A 19,875-nucleotide genomic window follows, 5' to 3' on the forward strand; every position below is an offset into this window, starting at 1 on the left:
TTCACCACAATCGGCCACTGGCTTGGTACAAGGACTGGAAGGTTCCGGCGTCCGTCCACCAGCCGTCTAATATGTCATAGGTAAGCTGCCCCTTCGATGCATACACATTGTTCACGTCGGTAATTTCCAATTCGCCTCGTGCCGATGGTTTTATGGTTCGGATCGTTTCAAACACCGTCGAATCATACATATAAATACCGGTTACGCAATAATCGGATTTAGGCTCCTCCGGCTTCTCTTCGATCAAAACGATGTTGTCTTTCTCCAAGACGGGAACACCGTATCTCTTCGGATCAAGAACTTTCTTCAGAAGTACGCGCGCCCCAGCGGCCTGTTTTTCAAAAGCTTGCACAAAAGTGATTAGATGGTCCTCAAACAGATTATCGCCAAGAAGCACAACGAATTTTTCGCCAGATGTTATGAACGGTTCGGCAAGGTATAATGCTTGGGCAATGCCCCCGGCTTCTTCCTGGATTTTAAATGTGACGCTAACCCCCCATTCTTTTCCGCTGCCGATCAAGTCTGTATACAGACCAGCCGATTGCTTGCCGATCACGATGAGAATTTCCTCGATGCCCGCTTTTTTGAATTTCTCAATTCCGTGACATATCATCGGAACCTTCCCGACAGGCAGCAGATGTTTATTTATGACTTTGGTCAGTGGATAAAGCCGGGTACCCGTACCTCCTGCCAGAATAACGCCCTTCATATAATCCTTCCTTTCGCAAAATAGATGATTATACATAGATCGTTGGATCGACGCCCCATTTATCCATGAATTTTTGTTTGTTGGTATCGATAAGTTGCTTCACTTGACTCATGTCCTGCTTGGCAAAGCTGGCACTCCCATGATGAAAAACGAAAACATCGCCCGCGATCCTGAACGTATACCCCGCATTCCTGGCCCGGTAACAATAGTCATCGTCTTCGAAATGACCTGGTGAATATCGTTCGTCCAACAATCCGATGCGATCCATCAATTCCCGTTTAAACAGGAAACATAGGCCTACGATTCGATCCACTTGAAGCCACTTACTGGCATCCGGCTCATTCAGCTGGTTCGACATCTCTTCTAAGCTGGTATAAGGCATATTGATCTGTTGTTTCCCGCTTGCATAGTTGGTAAGCGGCCCGACGATCCCGATATTGGTTTCGCTGTTTAAACAATTCAACATATTCTGCAACCAGTTCCGGGTAACGATGACATCATTATTCAGCAGGAGCAGCGTATCGCCGGTTGCAATTTTCAAACCCTTGTTGCAAGCAGCTGGAAAGCCGATGTTGTTTGCCAATGAAATGAAGGTAATCCCCTCTTGACGGCAGATGTCAACGGTACCGTCGGAGGAACCATTATCAACAACGATGATCTCGTAAGGCTCATTCGTATGGCGTTTAATGGAGTAAATGCAATCCTTTAGCAGCTCCCTGCCATTGAAAGTCGGAATAATGATGCTTGTTTTTTTCATAGCTACCACCTTCTAAACCTTGGTTAGCTGCCTTTGTCTGATCTGATCCATAAAAGATAGCCGCGGCCCCTTTATGTCGAATACCGTTTTGAGAGCTTCGATGTGGTCTCCGATAATCAAATCGGCAACTGCATTTTGTTGACCGACATTTCGAGCACGGAGCCGGTTTTTTGTAATAACGTCTACACTGGCCGGTGCATTTATTTTCAAACCCTTTTCCAGGGCGATGACTTGCGCTTTCGGTGGGACAGATAAATTGGCGTATCCGATGATTTGGGCAGCCTCCTTCCTCATCGCGTGAGGTACCGCGGTAAGCGAATTGGCTTCGAGATCCGCCCTGCCCATGGATCGGTTAATAAACTCCTTCACTATGGTTACGTAGTCTCTGTTGGAAAACATCCCGATCCATGGAGAGATATCATTTAAGGCAATATCGCTGCCCTGTTCAATGGCATCAATGAAAGGTACGAGGTGCTCTGCTAAAATCGGAACATCTCCATCAAGGAACAGCAGTATTTCAGAATCGGCTAGCTTCGCCCCAACCGCTCTCCCAACATCGTGTCCCAAAGCTTGTTTGTAGTGGACAATGATGGCTTTCGATTGGTTTCGGATCATTTCAAAGCTTTCATCGGTGGATCCGTTCACCACAAAAATGATTTCATGAAGCGGCAGCCGATGAAGCTGCTCCAGCAATTTTATAATCGTGTCTTTCTCGTTCATTACCAAGACGATCGCCGCTACCCTTTTGTCCGTCGGCAGGAGTACGGCATTTCCTAGATATATCCCGGAATGCTTACTGTGTCCTTCCACAAATTTGGACGCCGCTGCGTGGTAAACCGTCCATGGCAGTGGTTTGACTGAGTGGTACCAGCGATTCCAGCTCTCGTTCACTTTGATATGAGGGGGTATATCCGACGTTGTTGAAACTTCATGGGCCGCCTGCTGATAACCGGCAGCATAAGCTCTCTCTTTCCAATTGTCGACCACTTCGTTTGAAATCTGACGATTCTTGAAAATAAGAGCCCCCGATTGATGACCGCTCCGTTTTCTCTTGCTCCTTGCTCTTTTATTTGTAGGTTTCATTGCTCTCCTAAAAGAATTTGAGGCGGGTATCATTCCTCGTCTCCGCTGTCTTCGCACCATCTCATCACCACACGCTTTCTCTTTTTCGTGCGAGATCCGATCGATTTCCCCGCATGCCGGATTGAGAGATTAACCAATCCATTGCCTCCAAATGGTCCCCCACAATCAGGGTTTCAAGGGGATCATTGCCTCTGGTTCTACCCCTTCTGGGATTTCTTTTTCCTACATCCACGTAATGAATCCCCCGTACCTTCAAGCCATTATAAATGGCTATTGCTTGAGCTTTCGGAGGAACGGCCAAATTGTCGATACCAATCACATTTACCGCTTTTCGGCTCATTGCATGTGGAATGGTTGTAAGTGAAGCTCCTTTCAAATCGGGATTGGATACCAAAATGTTCAACGTATGCTTAGCGAGGATAACGCTGTGAACGTGATGCTTATCGGTCGGACCCAAATACTTGTTCAAAGCCACGTCCACCCCCTCTTCTACGGCTTTTGTTAAAGGGGTCAAATCACTTGCCCTGATTACGATGTCTGCATCGGTAAACAGCAAGATGTCTCCTCTAGCCGCTGCAGCGCCTATACTTCGTCCCACGTCGTGGCCGAGCGGAAAGGGCAGGCGGATCACCCTCGCTCCGATGCTCTGAGCAATTTCTGCCGTACCGTCCGTTGAACCATTGGCAACAACGATAACCTCTGTGTTGGCGTGCACTTGGTTGACTTGCCGAATGACTGCCGCAATGGTCTTCGCTTCGTTCATGGCAGGAATGATGACGGATACCTTCGGAAACTCGGCATTGATGATCGGGGACAGGGATTTTCTCCTCTTTTTCCTGTTAACGGGACTCGCAGGACTTCGTTTCGACATGTTTCTCACCTGCCAAGTTGGGATTAAGAACAGTTCCTCCTCATTTTATGTATAGGTTTATTTACTGTAACGGCGTTCGTACCTTACACCGAAATAAAATTGGGTTGAGCGGATGGACCAATAAACATACCAACTCTATCGAAATTGAATAAACTAGAACATTTAAATAGGAAGGATGTGATCCGTGAATTCGGGCGTAGCAATGCCTATGTGAACGTTCATACGTTCCAAAATCCGAATGGTGGAATTCGCGGGCAGGTCCGCCGATAAAATCACATCATCCTATTTGTATATACCTTATATGAGGAGAACCCTCCGCTGTGCATAGTGCGGAGGGTTTTACATTTGATCGGCCTTGGCAGCGGGAACATAGGTTTTAATCTATCTGTTCTTCCAACCTTTCGAAAATGTGCGTTTCATCTCATCCATCTGCCTTTACATTCATCTCTCCCATTGCATTAACTGTTACTAGATTAAGAATACAAAAACCTTAATCAATTCTATATGAGGAGGTAGATGTGATGGCCATTATTTCGGTCTTCCCTTCACCTACAGGGACGCCAATTGCAACCGCGGTAGCTTCAGCTGTCGCTGGTGACATCGTATTGGTTAATGATGGAACGTATCCTGAGCCGGCGGTGACTGTAGCGACTTCCAACGTAAAAGTTATAGCTAAAAATGAAGGTGCGGCGATACGCCAAGGACTCAACGCTGCCGCAAGTGCGTTCATTGTCACAGCAGCTACGGGGGTTGAAATTAACGGATTCTCCATTCAAAACTACACGGCCGATGCGATTGATGTTACCGCTGGTACCAATCACCGCATTATTGGCAATACCATTAACAACACGCTTGGTATTGGTATTGATTTAGCGGCCGGTACCGGACATGTAGCCTGGAGAAACAGTGTTCAAGATGCAGGCGGCGTTGCAGGAATCAACGTAGTAAGCACCGACAGCTGGATCGTACAGAATGTATTCTTCAGCAATACAAGTGTGGGTATTTTGTTGGCCGGCGCCAATAATGCGGCTATTGGTAATACTGTCTCTCAAAACGGCACAATCGGCATCTCGAGTACCGCAGCGAACAATCTGTTATTCGGCAACACGGTCACGCAAAACGGAATAAGCGGAATCACCGTTGCAGCAGCAAACAACGTGCTGATACGCAATATCGTGGAAAACAACACAGGTACCGGTGTTTCGATCGCAACCGGCGATAACGGATATCTTGGAGCCAACGATTCGAATCGTAACACTCAAACCGGTATCGCAATTGCCACCGATTTTAACAGTGTGGAATTCAACGAAATGGAGTTCAACCAGAATTTTGGACTCCTCATTTCCGGCGATGAAAACACCGCATTCGGAAATCGGTTCACCGGCAACACGCCAACTCAAATCTCCGTAACAGGTACAGATAATAACTTGTTCTAAATTCCTTGTGTATGTAAGGCTTTTACGCTTGCTCTCCTCGTGAGGGCAAGCACTATTTTTCAACTGAGTTACCCGCAAGGGCATCCCGTAAACATGATGGTTTGGAGGTCATTTGATGAGAAAAATTCTTGTGGTCGGCTCAGAGGAAACCGCATCATACCAAATCATTCTTCTTCCCCCTCTCCGTTATCTGGAAGGACAAGGATACTGCAGGTTCAAGATCCTTCCACATAAACAAGTAACCCGATCTATCATTTCTTCATATGATATTATTTTGTTTCTGAGAAGCATTGAGCCTGCAGCGCTCCAATGTTTAGAATGGGCACACCGTGAGGGAAAGAAGACCGTATACGTCATTGACGACCATTTTCTCGCGATTCCTCAAACCACCCGTCTTGGCCAAATATACTCAAAACCCGCTTATAAAGAAACCTATACTTACTTTCTAAAGAACGTACACACAGTCAAAGTAGAATCACCCATCTTTCGCGATGTGATTAAGATGCACTTCACTCCTAAAGTGGTCTATTTTCCAGGAAGCATTGATGTTACCTATACACAATTGTCCAACAGTCCGAAAAAGGAAGATCGACTCGTGATCGGATATGAAGGTGCCAAAAAGGAAAGTTCTTTCCGCCCGGTTATTCCTGCACTGCAGCGCATACTTAAGGAATACGGAGATTTTGTTAGGCTGGAGTTCTACGGGTACTGTCCTGAAGAATTGAAGGGACATCCGAATATCTCCCATTGGAAACATAATGAAAATTACAGCCAATTCATGAAGCAGCTGCATCGGGCCAATTGGGATATCGGTCTTGCACCCCTGGATGATGGTCTGTTCTACCACTGCAAAAGCAATGTGAAATTCCGCGACTATGCTGCATGCCGCATTCCCGGCATTTATTCATTATCCCCCATTTACCGTGATTGCGTATTCCACAAAAAAACGGGTTACTTTGTTCCTCAAACAGAGCAGGGGTGGTACGTCGGGATTCGAGAAATGATCGAGAATCCGAAACTTCGGGAAAAAATTAAACAAAAGGCCGCAAAGGCCGTGGCCAAGAACTTTACGGTTAAACAGTGTGCGAAAAATTGGAAGTCTCTTTTTCAAGGCCTGCTCGACGTTCCATAGAACCTGTAATAGATAATGACCTATTATCTGGAATGGAGAGTGATAGCATGCCTACTATTCAAGAGGCAGCGTTGGTTCTTAACCAGTATTATGGCATCAAAAAGCCGAAAATCGAATGGATTCAGAACGAGCCGGATAAGGCGGTGTGGAAGGTAATCGATAACAAAGAAACCTATATCCTTAAGTCGGATTACAGATCTAGTAAAAGCTTCACCCCTTCTATCACTCTACAATACGCACTATCCCAACAAGGGCTGAAGGTTCCTGAGGTTATCGCCACGAAGCAACGGAAACTATGTACGAAGCAAGGTGAGCATCGGTATTATTTGTCTAAATATATCTCTGGAGGGCCTGCATCGATAATTGACCGCGTAAGGATAATCGGGGATTATCATCAACACGCTACATGGCCAAGTTCACTCACATCCAATCAACAACCGAGCGCCTTGAAGAATGGAATAAACAGGTGGATATCTGAATATCAATTAAAATTAAAAGAATTGATGAAATGGAAAGACCAGTACTCCTTGCCGTATATTCAACCCTGTATACAGTTAGCTGAGAAATGTATAAGAGTTTCTTCCCGAAGGGCGCCCCTCCTCGCCGATCATCTCACATCCGTAAACAATAGGAGATGGCTTGTACATGGGGATTTAACCCATTTAAATGTAATAAAAACGCCATCAGGAGATTTATGGATCATTGATCTGGAGCATTCAAGAATTGACTCTCCCATCAAGGATATCCGTTATTTATTACCGAGGGTCGTGTTGTCTTCTTATTATAAAGAGTATTTTACGAGATTTCCTGAAGGGACGTCCTTTAAAGAACTCTATTATATAGATGCGATATTTCCTCATAGCCTCCACTTCTACCTCGGCGGATCGATCAGGCAAATGAAACTTCCGCTGAAGAGTTCCCAAGTACAAGAGATTGTATCAGACGAACTAGCGAAGGATGACATGATAAGCAAGGAGTTGGGCGGCATTAAATAAGGGAATACCGAAGGGGCCGTTGTACGACAACGGCCCCTAAGATACATATTAACGTTTCAATCTTTTCATGACCGGCTTCTTGTGGTGCTTGCTCCAATTAAAAAATTCATTATTACGGATATTGCCATTGATCGCGGTAAAAGGAACCTTATTCTTCCAGGCAACGTAATTAAAACTGATTTGGTCTCTTTTACTATAACTTATAATTTGTCTCCACCATGTGGTCATTGCTCCCGTAACGATAGGATCATTATGGCGCCTTAGGATCACGCCGGACTCAATCAGTCCGTTATCCCTCGGATATCCCGCATTCTTATACAAGGCTACTTGCTTTAATATGACTTCCTTGTTATCCTTCCCCAAGGCAATGCAAGCCTCAGCTTCTTTATAAATACAATTCCGATGTGAATGTTTGTAGAACACGAGCGGTGAGGCGCTATATTTTTCAATAAACCGATCGATATCTCCGACAATTCTGATATTCCCGTCAACCCAAACACTGTGTTTGTAGGTCGGGAATAATAAATGCGGCATCACTTTTACCCATCTAGCTTGACGGGCCGAATCAGCGAATATTTTATCTAACTTAATCATTTTCCAGGTTCCGGACTTTAATTTCGGATTATCCGTAAAACAATAGTAATCACAATGCTTGCTCATTAGTAAAGGATCCTGTAGCTTATCGTAATTGCCGGTTATCGCTGTGTATACTACGTTTTTTCGTTGATTACTTGTGGTGATTTGTCGTCTGCACGCTAAGAGCCACTTTAATTTTGCCCTTGTTTCTCTGAGCGATTGATGCACGGCCATTTTTTGTATCGATTGTTTAACCCTTTCCTCGCCATGCTTGCGATAGAGAGCAGCTTTTCCATTCTGCACTAATTTCTTTCTTCTATCGGTTCCGAAACTTGCCGACTTTTGATGATAGATATAACAATGGGTGGCTACCTTTAATTTAAAGTTGGCAGCCCGTGCGCGAAGGCAATAATCATCTTCTTCCCCGTAACCTACCGGAAAGTTCTTCTCATCGAAATATCCGATTTTGTCTAACACTTCTTTCTTGATCATTAAACAGAAGCCGTTCAAAAACATGACTCTCGGAAAAATCTTATCCGAGGCTTGATAGACAAGCTCGGCCATTTGTTCGATCGTCAAGTTGGACTCCAATCCATTACGGTTCCAGTCCCGATGGGGAATGGATTGCCAGCTGGCTGCATTTGACAGCGGACCGACGATACCGATCCTGCGATCGGATTCCATGGTTTCCGTCAGCCTTTCCAACCACTGACCGGTTACGATCGTATCGCTGTTGAGGAGGACGCAGTATCGTGATGTTGACTGTTTTAATCCTTGATTCGCAGAAGCCGTATAGCCTTGCGGTTTATCGTGTCGAATTAATTTATAGTGAAATTGTCGTGTGTACTGTTCCAGATATTGCTTTGTGGCTTGATCGCTTCCATCATCTATGATAATTAAATTAATTTTTTGTGTCGTATTATTTTGGATGGAGTTCAAGCATTGTTTTACTGCGTTCAAACCGTTATGCACACAAATGACAACATCAATCAATCCTTCCCTCCCTCCCTTCCCCGTTATCTTTGATCGACACAACCGGGGATGAGCTTTTCTCCAAACGCTTATGTCCGCCGAGCAATACGATGTTTCCTTTAATCGACCGAGTCACATTTTTCGTGTCATACAGCAAAGCGGCATGCTCAGCAATAAACTGGTAATCGATCGTACTATGATCAGTAGTAATAACGACCAGGTCGGCGGAGGCAATCAGATCCGGCAAAAGTTCTATGGAGGATATCCGGTGGCCGTTGTCCATAAACCATGGAATGAGCGGGTCATAATAGGTTACCGCAGCCCCCTTCTGCTGTAGAAGCCTGAACACTTCGAGTGCAGGCGATTCCCGCATATCGTTGACATCCTTTTTATAAGCCATGCCGATCAATATAATATTGGAGTTTTTTAGCGGCTTTTCATGGTCATTGAGTATGTCGGTAATCTGAGATACCACATAGCGGGGCATATTGCTGTTGATATCGCTGGTCAATTCAATAAATTTGTTATAGAAGCCGAACTTTTTAGCTCTCCATGACAGATAGGTCGGATCGATCGGGATGCAGTGGCCGCCGATCCCCGGCCCCGGGTAAAAGGGGATGTAACCAAACGGCTTGGTCGAAGCAGCGTCGATCACTTCCCAGATGTTAATCCCCATTCGGTCACACATGAGCGTCAGCTCGTTCACAAGCGCAATGTTAACGCTTCGAAACGTGTTCTCGAGCAGCTTAACCATCTCGGCCGCTGCCGTTGAGCTTACCGGAATCACGTTATCCAAAAAAGAACGGTAAAATTGAATGCCGAGGTGTGTACATTCCTCCGTGATTCCACCTAAGATTTTAGGTGTGTTTTTTACATTGAATTTATGGTTTCCAGGGTCCACTCTTTCCGGAGAATAACATACAAAAACATCCTTACCCACTTCCCATGGCGTATTGGCCTCAATCACATTCTTAATTAATTCTTCGGTCGTTCCGGGATAGGTGGTGCTTTCCAAAATAATGAGCGTATCTCTCGAAGCATACCGGATGATGGAATCAACCGCTGACCGAATCATGGAAACGTCAGGATCTCTGTTGATGTTAAGCGGGGTGGGCAAGCAAATAACGATGATATCTGCCTCAGCCAGCGCTGAAAACTCATGAACCGCATACAGACGCTGATGGATCAAAGAATCAATATCTTCATCCTTGATATCCGTAACATACGATTTTCCGCGTTGCAGCTGTTCCGTTTTATTCTTATCAATGTCAATTCCGTACACCCTGTAATTGGCTCTTGCCGCCTCCACTGCCACAGATAGTCCAACGTAACCAAGACCGATCACGGCCACCGTTGCCGTCTTGGTTTTTATTTTATGCAAGATTTCGCTCATCCTGGTTGTCCATCCTTTCTTGAAGAGTAAGTCCTTGTTCAGTAAACACCCATGATGAAATTACCGGGCGATCATGAATTCCCTTCTCCTGATAAAATATGAAAAATGCCTGAGAGTAGCAACGGCGAATTCACCAGACATATTACCCATGTCATTCCTGTTCGTCCGGTACATACAGAAAAGACAGCGAACGGTTTCGCTGTCGTAGTATACAAGCCATATTGTCTTGCCTCCCGAATGCATATTAATTACTTTCCGGAGTCTCCCCGAGCAAACGCTCCGCCAAAATGGCAGGCTTCTCTAAACGTTGTTGTACCGTTGGCCAGTTCTCCTTCGTAGCCGTATGAATAACCATATCGTAAGGGACCCCCCTGATCGTCAGGCCATTGCGTTCGATTCCGGTTCGCGGCAGCCCGCAGTGATCATGAAAAGAAACGACGCTCGCATTCTCGATAACCGTATTGGAAAACACACTGGACAAACCCAGAATATCGAATGCAACGTGAAAAATAAGCCATACGCTGGCAGGAGCGGCTGGGATCGAATCGGAAATGATCCATCTTCCCCAATTGCCGGCTTGACCCTCAATATCATAGATCGCGATGGTTCCGATCGGCACTCCCGAGAGAAGCTCAATGCAGAAGTAATAATCGCCTTCTCTATGAAAATATTCTTTCAACCATGCTTCATGCACAGCATAACGAGCGTCGATCTCTCCGATGTACTTCGATAACTCAGGGGACCTTCTTAGCTTGAAAATAAATTCGGCGTCGTCCATCGTAATCGGTCTTAATCGAATGCCGAAACGTTCAACGGTGATGTTGTGGTTCACGACTTCACCTCAATGATCCTGGCAATGTCATCCAAGCTTTGAATACCCGCTACTTCCCTGATGGAAAAGCGAACATCGAACTGCTCTTCAAGGCGAAGAATGAGCTCCATATGCTTTAATGAATCCCAATTCGGCAATTCTTCCCGCTTTGGATTACCATGAGGCGGTATCGGGGTATTCAACACCTCCGATAAGATGGACCCAATTTGTTTGCGTATTTCCGTCATCGATTTACCTCCACTCTGGCAGGATGGTTCCCGCAAGCAGCTTTTACACGTGTATAGAGTTCCTTAAGCGGCAGCTGTTCCGGCGAGCCCTCAACAAAACGCTTTATCCAGTCCAAGGCGGGGGCATTCCGCGGCCCCTGGGACATCTCAACGTGGATACGCTGCACTCCGCGATCCATCAATTTCTCCAAGATCCAGGCAAAGGCTACCGTTTCAATGTCACGTCCAAGCGCCCTGCAGCTAAAAAGCGTCTCGATGAGATGCGCTTGTTCGCCATCCAACCTGCATACAAAGGTGCCGATAATTCCGCTGTCTGACAGTATATCCGATAGGCCAACCGTAATCGTAACGTATTTTGAGGGGTCCATAACGTCATTTGCTTCATTTTCAGTCATACGCCTTAGAGCCAGGTTAAACTGATTCGTTTTATGACTTAAATCATACAGCCGCTTGACATGGGAAGCTTCATTCTCATAAATGGTAATGACCATGTTCAGGCTGTCTAAATAGGAATGGTAATCCGATGCTGTTTGCCTGATCTTCTCTCTTGCCTGATTGGCCTGGATATCCGTTGTACGGGATACGGCAATGTCATCCCTTTGAAGTTGATACAATCCGGGAAAATGACATAAACCCAGCATCGTTTCTTCACCGTTTCGTTTGGCACGGAGAAGGCGCACCTCCGGTAGTTCTGCAGCCATCTTCACCAATTCCGCCGGATTGTCATCCACAAACAAGAAAGCAGACGGATCGATATTCAGTATTTGAGAGAGTCGATTCAGATTTTCTGCTTTTGTCTGCCAATTTGCACGAACAGCGGCAAAATCGTCCCATTTCAGCGGAAAATCGGTACGCGCATCGAACAGTGTTTTGACATCTTCCTCCTCATTGCGGCTGCACAAGGTAAGCATAATTCCTGATTGTTTTAGTTGAAGCAGCAGCCTTTGCAATCGATGATGCCCTTCCGTTAGCGTTACCCCTTCAGCGCCTTCTTCTCCCAGGACTCCGTGATATAGCGTATCATCTAGATCCAGTGCAATCGCTTTAAGCCTCGGAACCAAGGAAGCGGGCAAGAGCTGGACGCCAAGGTGACGGGAAATAATCGTTGTTGCCTGATTGGAAATCGGGTAGTTGCTGATTTCCTCGTTCCGATAATCATAGAAGGATTCGGTGGTTTCATGGGCCAATTGGGCTAAATCGATCAGGACACAGCCCGTGTTGTTCTCAACCGCCCCCAACAAAAACGAATTTAGCTTCCGGAACCATCCACGGTCACTGGCACGGAAGCTGAGCACCCTATCGGCATCTTCCAAGGACTCCGGCCAGTTATTTATCCAAATCGGTTTATCCGTTACCATTCGCAGTTTAACGATCCGTTCATTCAGCCATTGTGCAGCTTCTTGTGCACTCATAGATCGGGCGTAAATCCGCCAATCTAACCAGATAATATATACATCCGCCTGAGCTTCCCCTCCAATACCGGACAGAGCACTATCATAATCTGAGTAATCAAAACAGACATCAGCCTCCCATAATCCGCAAAACGGAGACATCAAATTGGCAACAAACTCAAAGGGCATCGTTCTGTCAACTCGTATTCGGAAGGTTCGAATGCTTGGAAGCTTCGGGCTTCCTGCAATCCGACTCCTGGAGGGAAGGGAGCACAGCAGAGAATCCGCTAAATCTAATCGGGTTAACACATGATTCATTCCTATACCTCCCTCCTGTTTTCAGAGCTTTGACCTGGCCATCATGCCAATGTTTCTGATACTCCCGGATCCCTATCCCGCTAAAGCCATTGGCATTAATATAACCCGAGCTCCTTACCCCACACATTGATTCTTTCTAAATAATGATCCAATAAATGAACCGTCTTCAGATCCTCCACGCCCCAAAAAAGCTGCTGGAACAAGCTGCGTTCCAAAACGCGCTGCAAATAGGCCATTTTGTACAACGTAACCGGGTCCGTATCGAACCGAATTCCATATTTGAGCATTTCTGCGGCATATAAAGGCGCACAGCGTTCAATTACGGCATATTCGTCGCCTCTCCAGTCCTTGCGGTATGCAAAAAACACCCCCATTAAATTAAACATATCGAACCAGCAAGGTGAGAAACGTGCACCTTCCCAATCGATAAACTTAATGTTCCAGTTCTCTTCGGCAACATTATGGCAGCCGATATTCGGTGTTTGCAGATCATTGTGAATGATGCTTTTACCTGCCTGCAGAAGTTCGGGAAAATAAATAGGTCCCTTTTGTAACATGGTACGGACATTAGCGTAGCTAGACTCCAGCCTCGCCTTTAATTCGGGACGTTCCATTGCCTTATCCAGATATTCTAATGTCCTTTGATGCGTCTTCTGGCGTTCTTGCGTTGAGGCGGGGGAATCGTAAAGCGGGAGCCATTCCTCGAACGTTTCCCAATGACTATAAAAATTGTCGTTATAGGTTAGCGCGTGAAGTTTCGCCAAGGAAGGGATAATCCGGTCGAAATAATCAGGTGTAAAGATAACCTGACCCTTTACTTGAGGGACGAATTCCATGAACACCCATACATCCTCACCATTCATACCTTCCACGATCAGATAGATGTTAGGTATCAGATCCGATAAAATACGGGTTGCTTTTCGGTACATGTTTAACTCGATAAGTTTCTGTTCGTTCACGGGTGCTTTGAATATCTTTAAAATCATTGGATATTTTTGTCCGTTTGCCGTAATTTCGAGTTTCCAGATTGCACTCTTGAATGTTTCTTTCAAACACTCCATATTTCCGTCGTTCAAAACCACGGAAGATCCGAAATGGCTTGCAATCTGATCAGCGCATCCAAGCTCCCGCCACTTCAGACTTATATCGTTAAGAGGCGGGTTTGCCAATAAGGCTTGTGCATCCTCAAGCCCTTTATTATATCCATCTTCTCTTCCCTTTTTAAATCCATCCGCACGACCTTGCTCGAACCCTTCCGAATTTCCTGTTTTCACCATATCCGCGATCCTCCACTCCGTATTCCTTTTATATCCTATGTGGAGGACCTCCGACATGACATTAAAAAAACGCGATTTAACATTCCGTATACACGATTTTACATCCTGCAAATAATCGGATCTTTATGCGGATGGGCGCTGGATAAACATTGTAAAGCAACGCAAAATAACCCGCAGAACACACGGGCTATCCGAGCAGTCATCAACTTCGTATTCATAGGATTGAATATTTCTAGCGCTAATAAAGCTCCAACTGTTTTCCTAAAACCTTGATTTTTTCTAAATACGCCGGCAGCAGCTTCGCCTCTTTTTTTCCGGTAACAGCCCAATTCAGCTGCAGATACAGCCCTTTCTCGAGTATTCGTTTTAAAAATGCCATCTGATACAGTTTTAGTGGATCCGTATTAAAGATAACTCCGTGCTTTCTCATTTCACTCGAATACAATTGAACGCAGCGGCGGGTTATATCCTCTTCCTGATCCCCCCATTCTCGGCGGTATGCCAAGAAAACCCCGATCAAATTGACGAGATCAAACCAGCACGGGGCATATTTTGCGCCTTCCCAATCGATAAACTTGATTTTCCACGACTTCTCCTTAACATTGTTGGCCGCTATGTTTGCAGTGTGAAGATCTCCATGGATAATGCAGCAGCCTTCATGAACGACCTCCGGGAAATAATCCGGCCCTCTCTGCAGCAGGCCCTTCACGAGTGAGTAATATGGATTAATCATATCTTTCAACTTGCTGTTTTTCATCGCTTCATCTAAATAAAATAAGGTTAACTTATTTATGTTTTTTCTTTCTTGTCTCATAACATTGGAATTATATCGAGGCAGCCAATCACCGAATAGTCCCTCATATTGTATAAAGCGTTCATTTATCGTAGAGGAGTGGAGCTTCGCTAATGTCGGAATGATTTTGTCAAAATGATCCGGATTATACTGAACCCGCCCTTTAAGAGGCTCAATGTATTCCATGAACACCCACAAATCGCGTCCGTTCATATTTCGTTTGGTCTTATAGACCAGTGGCATGAACGGTTGAAGCACTTTTTTTCCTTTACGGTACATGTTTTTCTCAACCGTGCTTTCCGGCCGGTCTTTTTTGAGCGGTTTCGAAATTTTAAGAATAACGGGAACGCGCTTTTGGTTATGTTCAATTTCAAGTTTCCATATGCTGCTTTTGTAGGAGTCTTTTAAACATTCCATAGTTTGATGAACCCATCTCGCTTCGGTGCCAAAGGACTTGAATGATTTGGAGAAACCCATCTTACGGCATGTTCTTCGAATGAATCGCTTGTCTATTCTGCTGGTTCGACTCATTAGTCCTCACCCCATTTTTCGCTTTTAACCATCGTATGTCGAACATAGCGATACAAATCCATTCATTCGCCTACCAAACGGAAATGTGCTCAGGCTCAAATTGGTCCGCGGGGTTCTTCCATAATTTTGTTCTGTAAACGGGATCGTTCTTCAGCCTTAGTTATATAGAATGCTGCTGTATCGTCTAGACTAAGGTAACAGCCTGTCTCCCATCTTCATAACCTTTCGCAAATCCGGCTTTAAAATCTTCCATGTAGGAATGATCATACCCTTTGTCATGGATTGGGTGGGATAAAGGCCGGGATCTGCCGGCCTCTGATCTGGAGCTGTAGCGGCCGCCAGCCCGATGGCGCTTGCCTGGCTTGCCATAGCGGCGTTTGGTTGCCGATGACTTTTGGCTCCTCAGCCCTTTTGCGAATGACTTTTTCCGTGCCATGGGTGAAGCCTTACGATGATTCCTAACCGTTAATGCCGTGTTCATGCCGAATCCTCCTGCTAGGTTCAGTTCGTAGCTTCTAACCCGGCTTCGTTGTAAAATAGCTGGCATTCGGATGTTATCCAGGGCGATGCCGGACTGCCTAATTTGTACCGATTTAACGGAATGCCTGTCAACATTTCAGCCATCACGGATTGATAGCCGACAAGCAGCCGAATATTCTCCGCAAGCGTGCGCGCGGTTGTTTCGGAATGTGCCGTCACCTCTGCGATACTTTCCAAAATACTCGCCAGCGCTTGCTGGCTTCTAGCAATGGATGATACCATAGCAATCTTGGCCTCATGTTCCCGTTGTATGCGCGTGATCATGAGTCCGTATCTCCGAAATCGAATGCATCAAATCCCAGGGCATCATCTTGTTCAGCGTCCGTTCCGAGAATAATCCGCAGATTCCGGCACAGACCGGAGCCTATTTTCGTCAAGCCCTCGATTTGCTCGACAATTTGTTCGTGAATGGATAACGAATCCTTCAACTCTCCCTTGGAACGAGGATATTGAGTCAAGACCCATTGACAAACCTTTTCGGCTTCTACCGCTTTCCCTTGAAGAATGAGATAGGTATTATATTGAATAGTCACGGATGCATCGAGAATCCGCATGAACGATTCCTCTTTACTCACATACATTCCCCCTTAACCAACGAAGTCGGATCCCATTTATTCTTCGCCTTGCTCGGTCGCTCTAAGCTCTTTCATTACGATTTCCAAACTGTCTGCCGATGTTTGTTGCAGGTCAGCCATGGCGTTCAAATAAGCAGCAATGCTGCTATTGACTTGTTCCACCTGGGATCCTGACGACCGGCCTCCTAATAATTGCCCCCCTAACGATGGTCCTCCTAACGATGATCCTCCTCGTGAATTCGGTTCTTCGGAGGCTTGGATTTCATGATTGGGTAAGGAATGTATAATTTGAGCCATGCGGACTGCTGCGTGACGCTGAGCTTCTAGAATGCGCGCTAATTGCTGCTGGGAGTGCGATAGGTATTCGACCATATCATCTATTTTTTTCTCCACGACATAACTCTCCTTCGCTCATCATATTTTTCAACATATGCTTCGACAAGCTTCCTGGTGCCATGAATAATGCCGTCCTTCGAATCAGGTGAATAGATCCTTAGCCGACAGCATCGTTCTATATTGCTGCGGAACACGTCCTAACCATTCGCTTATGCTTTCCTGTAAGGATGGGAGCCCCTCATCCAGTCCTCCAACCTCCGTTAACAGCTCGGGACGGAACAGAGCACAGCACGCATTTAACCGATTATGGGTATCCGCTTCATCCCTGGGAAGTACGGGGGTTCCTGATTGGGCAAAACTCACGCAAACCGTTTTGATAGCGGGTGCATGTTCCAGCTCATCCATCAGACCGCCGATCCAGTTATCCATAACAGGTGTACAGCCATATAGAATAACTAACCTCTTCCCGTGTGCAGCACGAAGCGCCTTATTAAGAACAACCGCTGCGCCTTGACCACTTCTCTCCATAATGTGTCGTACCGCTCCGATCCGGCCGCGCACATATTGCCTGGTTCCTTCCGAGGAGCCGGCATCAGCTATGAGCAGCTCATATGGATGCGGCGTTAAGGCTTCGATTCTTCTGATCTTGCCAATGGCATCTTCGTTAGAATCATGAAGGGGGATGATGATGCTGATGCCCTCAAATGAGGCTTCTCCGTTTTTTTGTCCGTGTTGAACGCCATAAGAATAGCCAACGATAAATCCATCCTTCCGTCCTTCAACCGGATCAGCTTTGGGAAGAGTCGCCGATAAAGATGTCCGTAAGCGAGTGCCGCGTCTCTTCATCGTAAAAAGTCCTTCATATACATTCCGCCTCCCGTTTCTCATCACTGCGTGAGGACCGAATAATCATTTGGCAATTCATTTCTATTGTATGTTGACTTTCTCGCTTCGTGACGGCATCCACAGGGACCATTCCATTCTCTAAATCGTATGATCATCTTCCATATGTAAACAACACTTTCTTGAATTCCCTCTGTTACTAAAAAGGATGGGTGGAATCACGCTCCCCCATCCTTCTTATCCATTATGTTGCCGTCCGGCCTATTGAGATCCAGTACAGCCAGCCTTCTGAGATCATAGTGCCTGCCGGCCGTGTAATTCCGATGGCTACCTCCGCATGCTGCCGTTTTCGAATGCCAGCTTGAAACACCGGATCACTGCACGATGCCACCACTACATAATGTTCATCTTGATAGGAGGTCTGAAGCGGTATTGTAATTTCGATCGTTTCTTGTTCATCAGAAAAGATGAAGGGGAAACATCCAAACTGCTGAAGTAAAGGCATATCAGGAATCCCTTGAACCGGATTAAAGGAAAGATGACTCGGTTGAACCGATTCAAGGGCTAGTTTGGAAGAAATAATGGATTCGGATGACAGATGAATACTGTGTACGGCATAATCCTCAATCGCTTCACTTCTTACGCTGCGATGCTGCAGATGGGAAGCACTGATTACATCATCAGCCAACGCGTGATCCATCACGTCATTCTCTAAATCTGACCACTTGCCGGAAGTTCCTCTGATGGCTATCTTTTTATTATAGCCATCGTACCGCCGAAAGGGCCTTCCCCTTCTTATCCTGGTGATCCTTCTGGCTTTGTTCACTGTCAGCTCTCTCCTCTGCTTCTAATCGTTACCTTCATCCTATTCAAGAGAAAGGGCTACTGCCACAGTCGGTTAGATGGTTTGCATCAGGTTAGCCCATCGTTCTGCCGTATGATCCCATCTGAAACGCTGACGCACCGTTTCACGACCAGCCATCCCGATTCGGGTGCGCAGATTCTCGTCCTGAAGCAATCCGTTAATCCGTTCGGCAAGCCCGCCAGGAAAATCATCCCTTTGAACCAAGTAACCCGTCACACCGTTCTCCACGATCTCGGGGATACCGCCTGCATCCGCAGCGATGACGGGAACTCCTGCTGCCATGGCTTCCACGTTCACGAGCCCAAAGGCTTCCCTCGGCGCTGAGGGGACAACCACAATATCGGCAAGCGAATACCAGTCTGCAATTGCGGGATAAGGGATAAAGGGGCGGAAAAATACCCATTGGGCATAAGGTTCGGCCATTCTTTTCAATTCCCGTACATATGCGGTTTCCCGATCGGATCCGTAGGCCGCACTCCCGATAATAAGCAAAAGAACATCCGGATGCTTGTCAATGATATGAGGCAATGCGGCAATCAGATGGTGAACCCCTTTGTCAGGGATGAGCCGTCCCGCAAACAGGATGATTCGCCGTCCGCTCCATCCGTAATGAGCCAGCTTTGCCTCTCTAAGTGCCTTGGCAGCAGGACTGAATGCAGGAGTAAAATGATCAAGACTCACGCCAAGATGATTAATCGTGATCTTCTCCAGAAGCCCAGCATGTTTTGAAGTGATATCCTCCAGCAGGAAACGGCTGTTCACCACAATGCCGTCCATCCAGCGAGCAATGGTCCCAAAACGCTGCTCGCTCATACACGGGGGCGAAATAAATGTATTGGAGTGAAGATTCAATACGATTTTCACGTCCGGCAGATGCATTTTGAGGCGCTGCGCCAGCAGTGGCCGATTGTGAACTTCGATAATATCCGGTCTCCATTTCTGAAGCCTCCGCAGCAAGGAAGGATAATAATTCGTTCCAGATGGCAGGCGGTAGCACGGAACGCCGTTGATCGTGTCTTTTGAGGGGAGCCCTTTCCCCAGCACTCCGAATATGCGAACATCCATGGCACCCTGTGCTAATGGAATGGTCTGCTCTACTACCCGCTCGACGGAGCTGCTCCTCCCCGATGGAATGACAAACGATCCCGGCGTCACAACCGCCACCTTCCGCAAACCCATAACTCCACATCCTTCTCACATCTTATCTATATGAAAAACACCTACTGATATATCAAAGGTTCCCCCTTGACCCATAGTGTTTCGTTGCCATATCCAAAATGCGCATACCTGTTCATTTGTATGGTCAGATACCTTAACATATACCGGATCATGGCCTGTTGGTGACTAATTCCCGATAAATAATAGGCCAACCACGGGCGACACCCGTCCATCCGGGACAATCATCCTCACGCATACGATATGG

General features: G+C 46.2%; 22 protein-coding genes. 4 read left to right on the top strand and 18 right to left on the bottom strand.

What is annotated here, in order from left to right; genetic code table 11:
• Window position 1: 1 nt before the first annotated feature.
• The 4 genes from BMX45_RS15880 to BMX45_RS15895 form a co-directional block, all read right to left on the bottom strand.
• Window positions 2-709, bottom strand: coding sequence for a sugar phosphate nucleotidyltransferase (locus BMX45_RS15880; protein ID WP_090910497.1), 708 nt, complete (start codon window positions 707-709; stop codon window positions 2-4).
• A 28-nt stretch (window positions 710-737) separates the two neighbouring features.
• A complete protein-coding gene (locus tag BMX45_RS15885) occupies window positions 738-1,466 on the bottom strand; it encodes a glycosyltransferase family 2 protein (protein WP_090910499.1) in 729 nt (242 codons plus the stop codon).
• 12 nt (window positions 1,467-1,478) lie between these two features.
• Window positions 1,479-2,549, bottom strand: a complete 1,071-nt coding sequence (locus BMX45_RS15890; RefSeq protein ID WP_090910501.1) for a glycosyltransferase family A protein — start codon at window positions 2,547-2,549, stop codon at window positions 1,479-1,481.
• A gap of 64 nt (window positions 2,550-2,613) precedes the next feature.
• Window positions 2,614-3,420 (bottom strand): glycosyltransferase family 2 protein, encoded by an 807-nt coding sequence (locus BMX45_RS15895; protein WP_090910502.1) that lies wholly within the window; start codon window positions 3,418-3,420, stop codon window positions 2,614-2,616.
• 177 nt (window positions 3,421-3,597) lie between these two features.
• Here BMX45_RS15895 and BMX45_RS32250 point away from each other — a divergent pair, with 177 nt between their 5' ends.
• From BMX45_RS32250 to BMX45_RS15915, 4 genes are all read left to right on the top strand, one after another.
• Complete coding sequence (locus BMX45_RS32250; RefSeq protein WP_368087168.1) at window positions 3,598-3,690, top strand: CHRD domain-containing protein; 93 nt, start codon at window positions 3,598-3,600, stop codon at window positions 3,688-3,690.
• A 251-nt stretch (window positions 3,691-3,941) separates the two neighbouring features.
• Window positions 3,942-4,856: a right-handed parallel beta-helix repeat-containing protein gene (locus tag BMX45_RS15905; protein WP_090910505.1), complete on the top strand. Its 915-nt coding sequence runs from the start codon at window positions 3,942-3,944 to the stop codon at window positions 4,854-4,856.
• A gap of 502 nt (window positions 4,857-5,358) precedes the next feature.
• Entirely contained in the window at window positions 5,359-5,988 is a 630-nt protein-coding gene (locus BMX45_RS31815) for a glycosyltransferase family protein (RefSeq protein ID WP_254778115.1), read from the top strand.
• A 47-nt stretch (window positions 5,989-6,035) separates the two neighbouring features.
• A complete protein-coding gene (locus BMX45_RS15915; RefSeq protein ID WP_175495122.1) occupies window positions 6,036-6,983 on the top strand; it encodes a phosphotransferase in 948 nt (315 codons plus the stop codon).
• A gap of 48 nt (window positions 6,984-7,031) precedes the next feature.
• Here the strand turns inward: BMX45_RS15915 and BMX45_RS15920 are convergent, their stop codons facing one another.
• The 14 genes from BMX45_RS15920 to BMX45_RS15985 form a co-directional block, all read right to left on the bottom strand.
• A complete protein-coding gene (locus BMX45_RS15920; RefSeq protein WP_090910508.1) occupies window positions 7,032-8,552 on the bottom strand; it encodes a glycosyltransferase in 1,521 nt (506 codons plus the stop codon).
• Window positions 8,545-9,924 (bottom strand): nucleotide sugar dehydrogenase, encoded by a 1,380-nt coding sequence (locus BMX45_RS15925; protein ID WP_090910509.1) that lies wholly within the window; start codon window positions 9,922-9,924, stop codon window positions 8,545-8,547. The genes BMX45_RS15920 and BMX45_RS15925 overlap by 8 nt, the downstream gene beginning before the upstream one ends.
• A gap of 244 nt (window positions 9,925-10,168) precedes the next feature.
• Window positions 10,169-10,756, bottom strand: a complete 588-nt coding sequence (locus BMX45_RS15930) for a GNAT family N-acetyltransferase (RefSeq protein WP_090910510.1) — start codon at window positions 10,754-10,756, stop codon at window positions 10,169-10,171.
• Window positions 10,753-10,983 carry an acyl carrier protein gene (locus BMX45_RS15935; RefSeq protein WP_009591683.1) on the bottom strand — a complete coding sequence of 77 codons (231 nt, stop codon included), beginning with the start codon at window positions 10,981-10,983 and terminating at the stop codon, window positions 10,753-10,755. The genes BMX45_RS15930 and BMX45_RS15935 overlap by 4 nt, the downstream gene beginning before the upstream one ends.
• Window positions 10,980-12,395, bottom strand: coding sequence for an HAD-IIIC family phosphatase (locus tag BMX45_RS15940; RefSeq protein WP_254778094.1), 1,416 nt, complete (start codon window positions 12,393-12,395; stop codon window positions 10,980-10,982). Before BMX45_RS15940 ends, BMX45_RS15935 begins: the two co-directional genes overlap by 4 nt.
• Window positions 12,396-12,787: 392 nt before the next feature.
• Window positions 12,788-13,969, bottom strand: coding sequence for a phosphotransferase (locus BMX45_RS15945; protein WP_090910512.1), 1,182 nt, complete (start codon window positions 13,967-13,969; stop codon window positions 12,788-12,790).
• Between the two features lie 238 nt (window positions 13,970-14,207).
• Complete coding sequence (locus BMX45_RS15950; RefSeq protein ID WP_254778095.1) at window positions 14,208-15,179, bottom strand: aminoglycoside phosphotransferase family protein; 972 nt, start codon at window positions 15,177-15,179, stop codon at window positions 14,208-14,210.
• Between the two features lie 298 nt (window positions 15,180-15,477).
• Window positions 15,478-15,774: a hypothetical protein gene (locus BMX45_RS15955; RefSeq protein ID WP_090910514.1), complete on the bottom strand. Its 297-nt coding sequence runs from the start codon at window positions 15,772-15,774 to the stop codon at window positions 15,478-15,480.
• Between the two features lie 20 nt (window positions 15,775-15,794).
• Window positions 15,795-16,097, bottom strand: coding sequence for a hypothetical protein (locus BMX45_RS15960; RefSeq protein ID WP_090910515.1), 303 nt, complete (start codon window positions 16,095-16,097; stop codon window positions 15,795-15,797).
• On the bottom strand, window positions 16,094-16,408 hold the full coding sequence (locus BMX45_RS15965) for an alpha-helical endospore appendage domain-containing protein (protein ID WP_090910516.1): 315 nt from the start codon (window positions 16,406-16,408) through the stop codon (window positions 16,094-16,096). The genes BMX45_RS15960 and BMX45_RS15965 overlap by 4 nt, the downstream gene beginning before the upstream one ends.
• 36 nt (window positions 16,409-16,444) lie before the next feature.
• Window positions 16,445-16,801, bottom strand: coding sequence for a nucleoside-diphosphate sugar epimerase (locus BMX45_RS15970; protein ID WP_090910518.1), 357 nt, complete (start codon window positions 16,799-16,801; stop codon window positions 16,445-16,447).
• Between the two features lie 84 nt (window positions 16,802-16,885).
• Window positions 16,886-17,590, bottom strand: coding sequence for a glycosyltransferase family 2 protein (locus BMX45_RS15975; protein ID WP_090910519.1), 705 nt, complete (start codon window positions 17,588-17,590; stop codon window positions 16,886-16,888).
• Between the two features lie 241 nt (window positions 17,591-17,831).
• Entirely contained in the window at window positions 17,832-18,413 is a 582-nt protein-coding gene (locus BMX45_RS15980; RefSeq protein WP_090910520.1) for a WIAG-tail domain, read from the bottom strand.
• Between the two features lie 72 nt (window positions 18,414-18,485).
• A complete protein-coding gene (locus BMX45_RS15985; RefSeq protein ID WP_090910522.1) occupies window positions 18,486-19,631 on the bottom strand; it encodes a glycosyltransferase family 4 protein in 1,146 nt (381 codons plus the stop codon).
• Window positions 19,632-19,875: the final 244 nt, after the last annotated feature.

It is taken from the genome of Paenibacillus sp. cl141a, assembly GCF_900109305.1.
Classification (GTDB): Bacteria; Bacillota; Bacilli; order Paenibacillales; family Paenibacillaceae; genus Paenibacillus_AQ; species Paenibacillus_AQ lautus_A.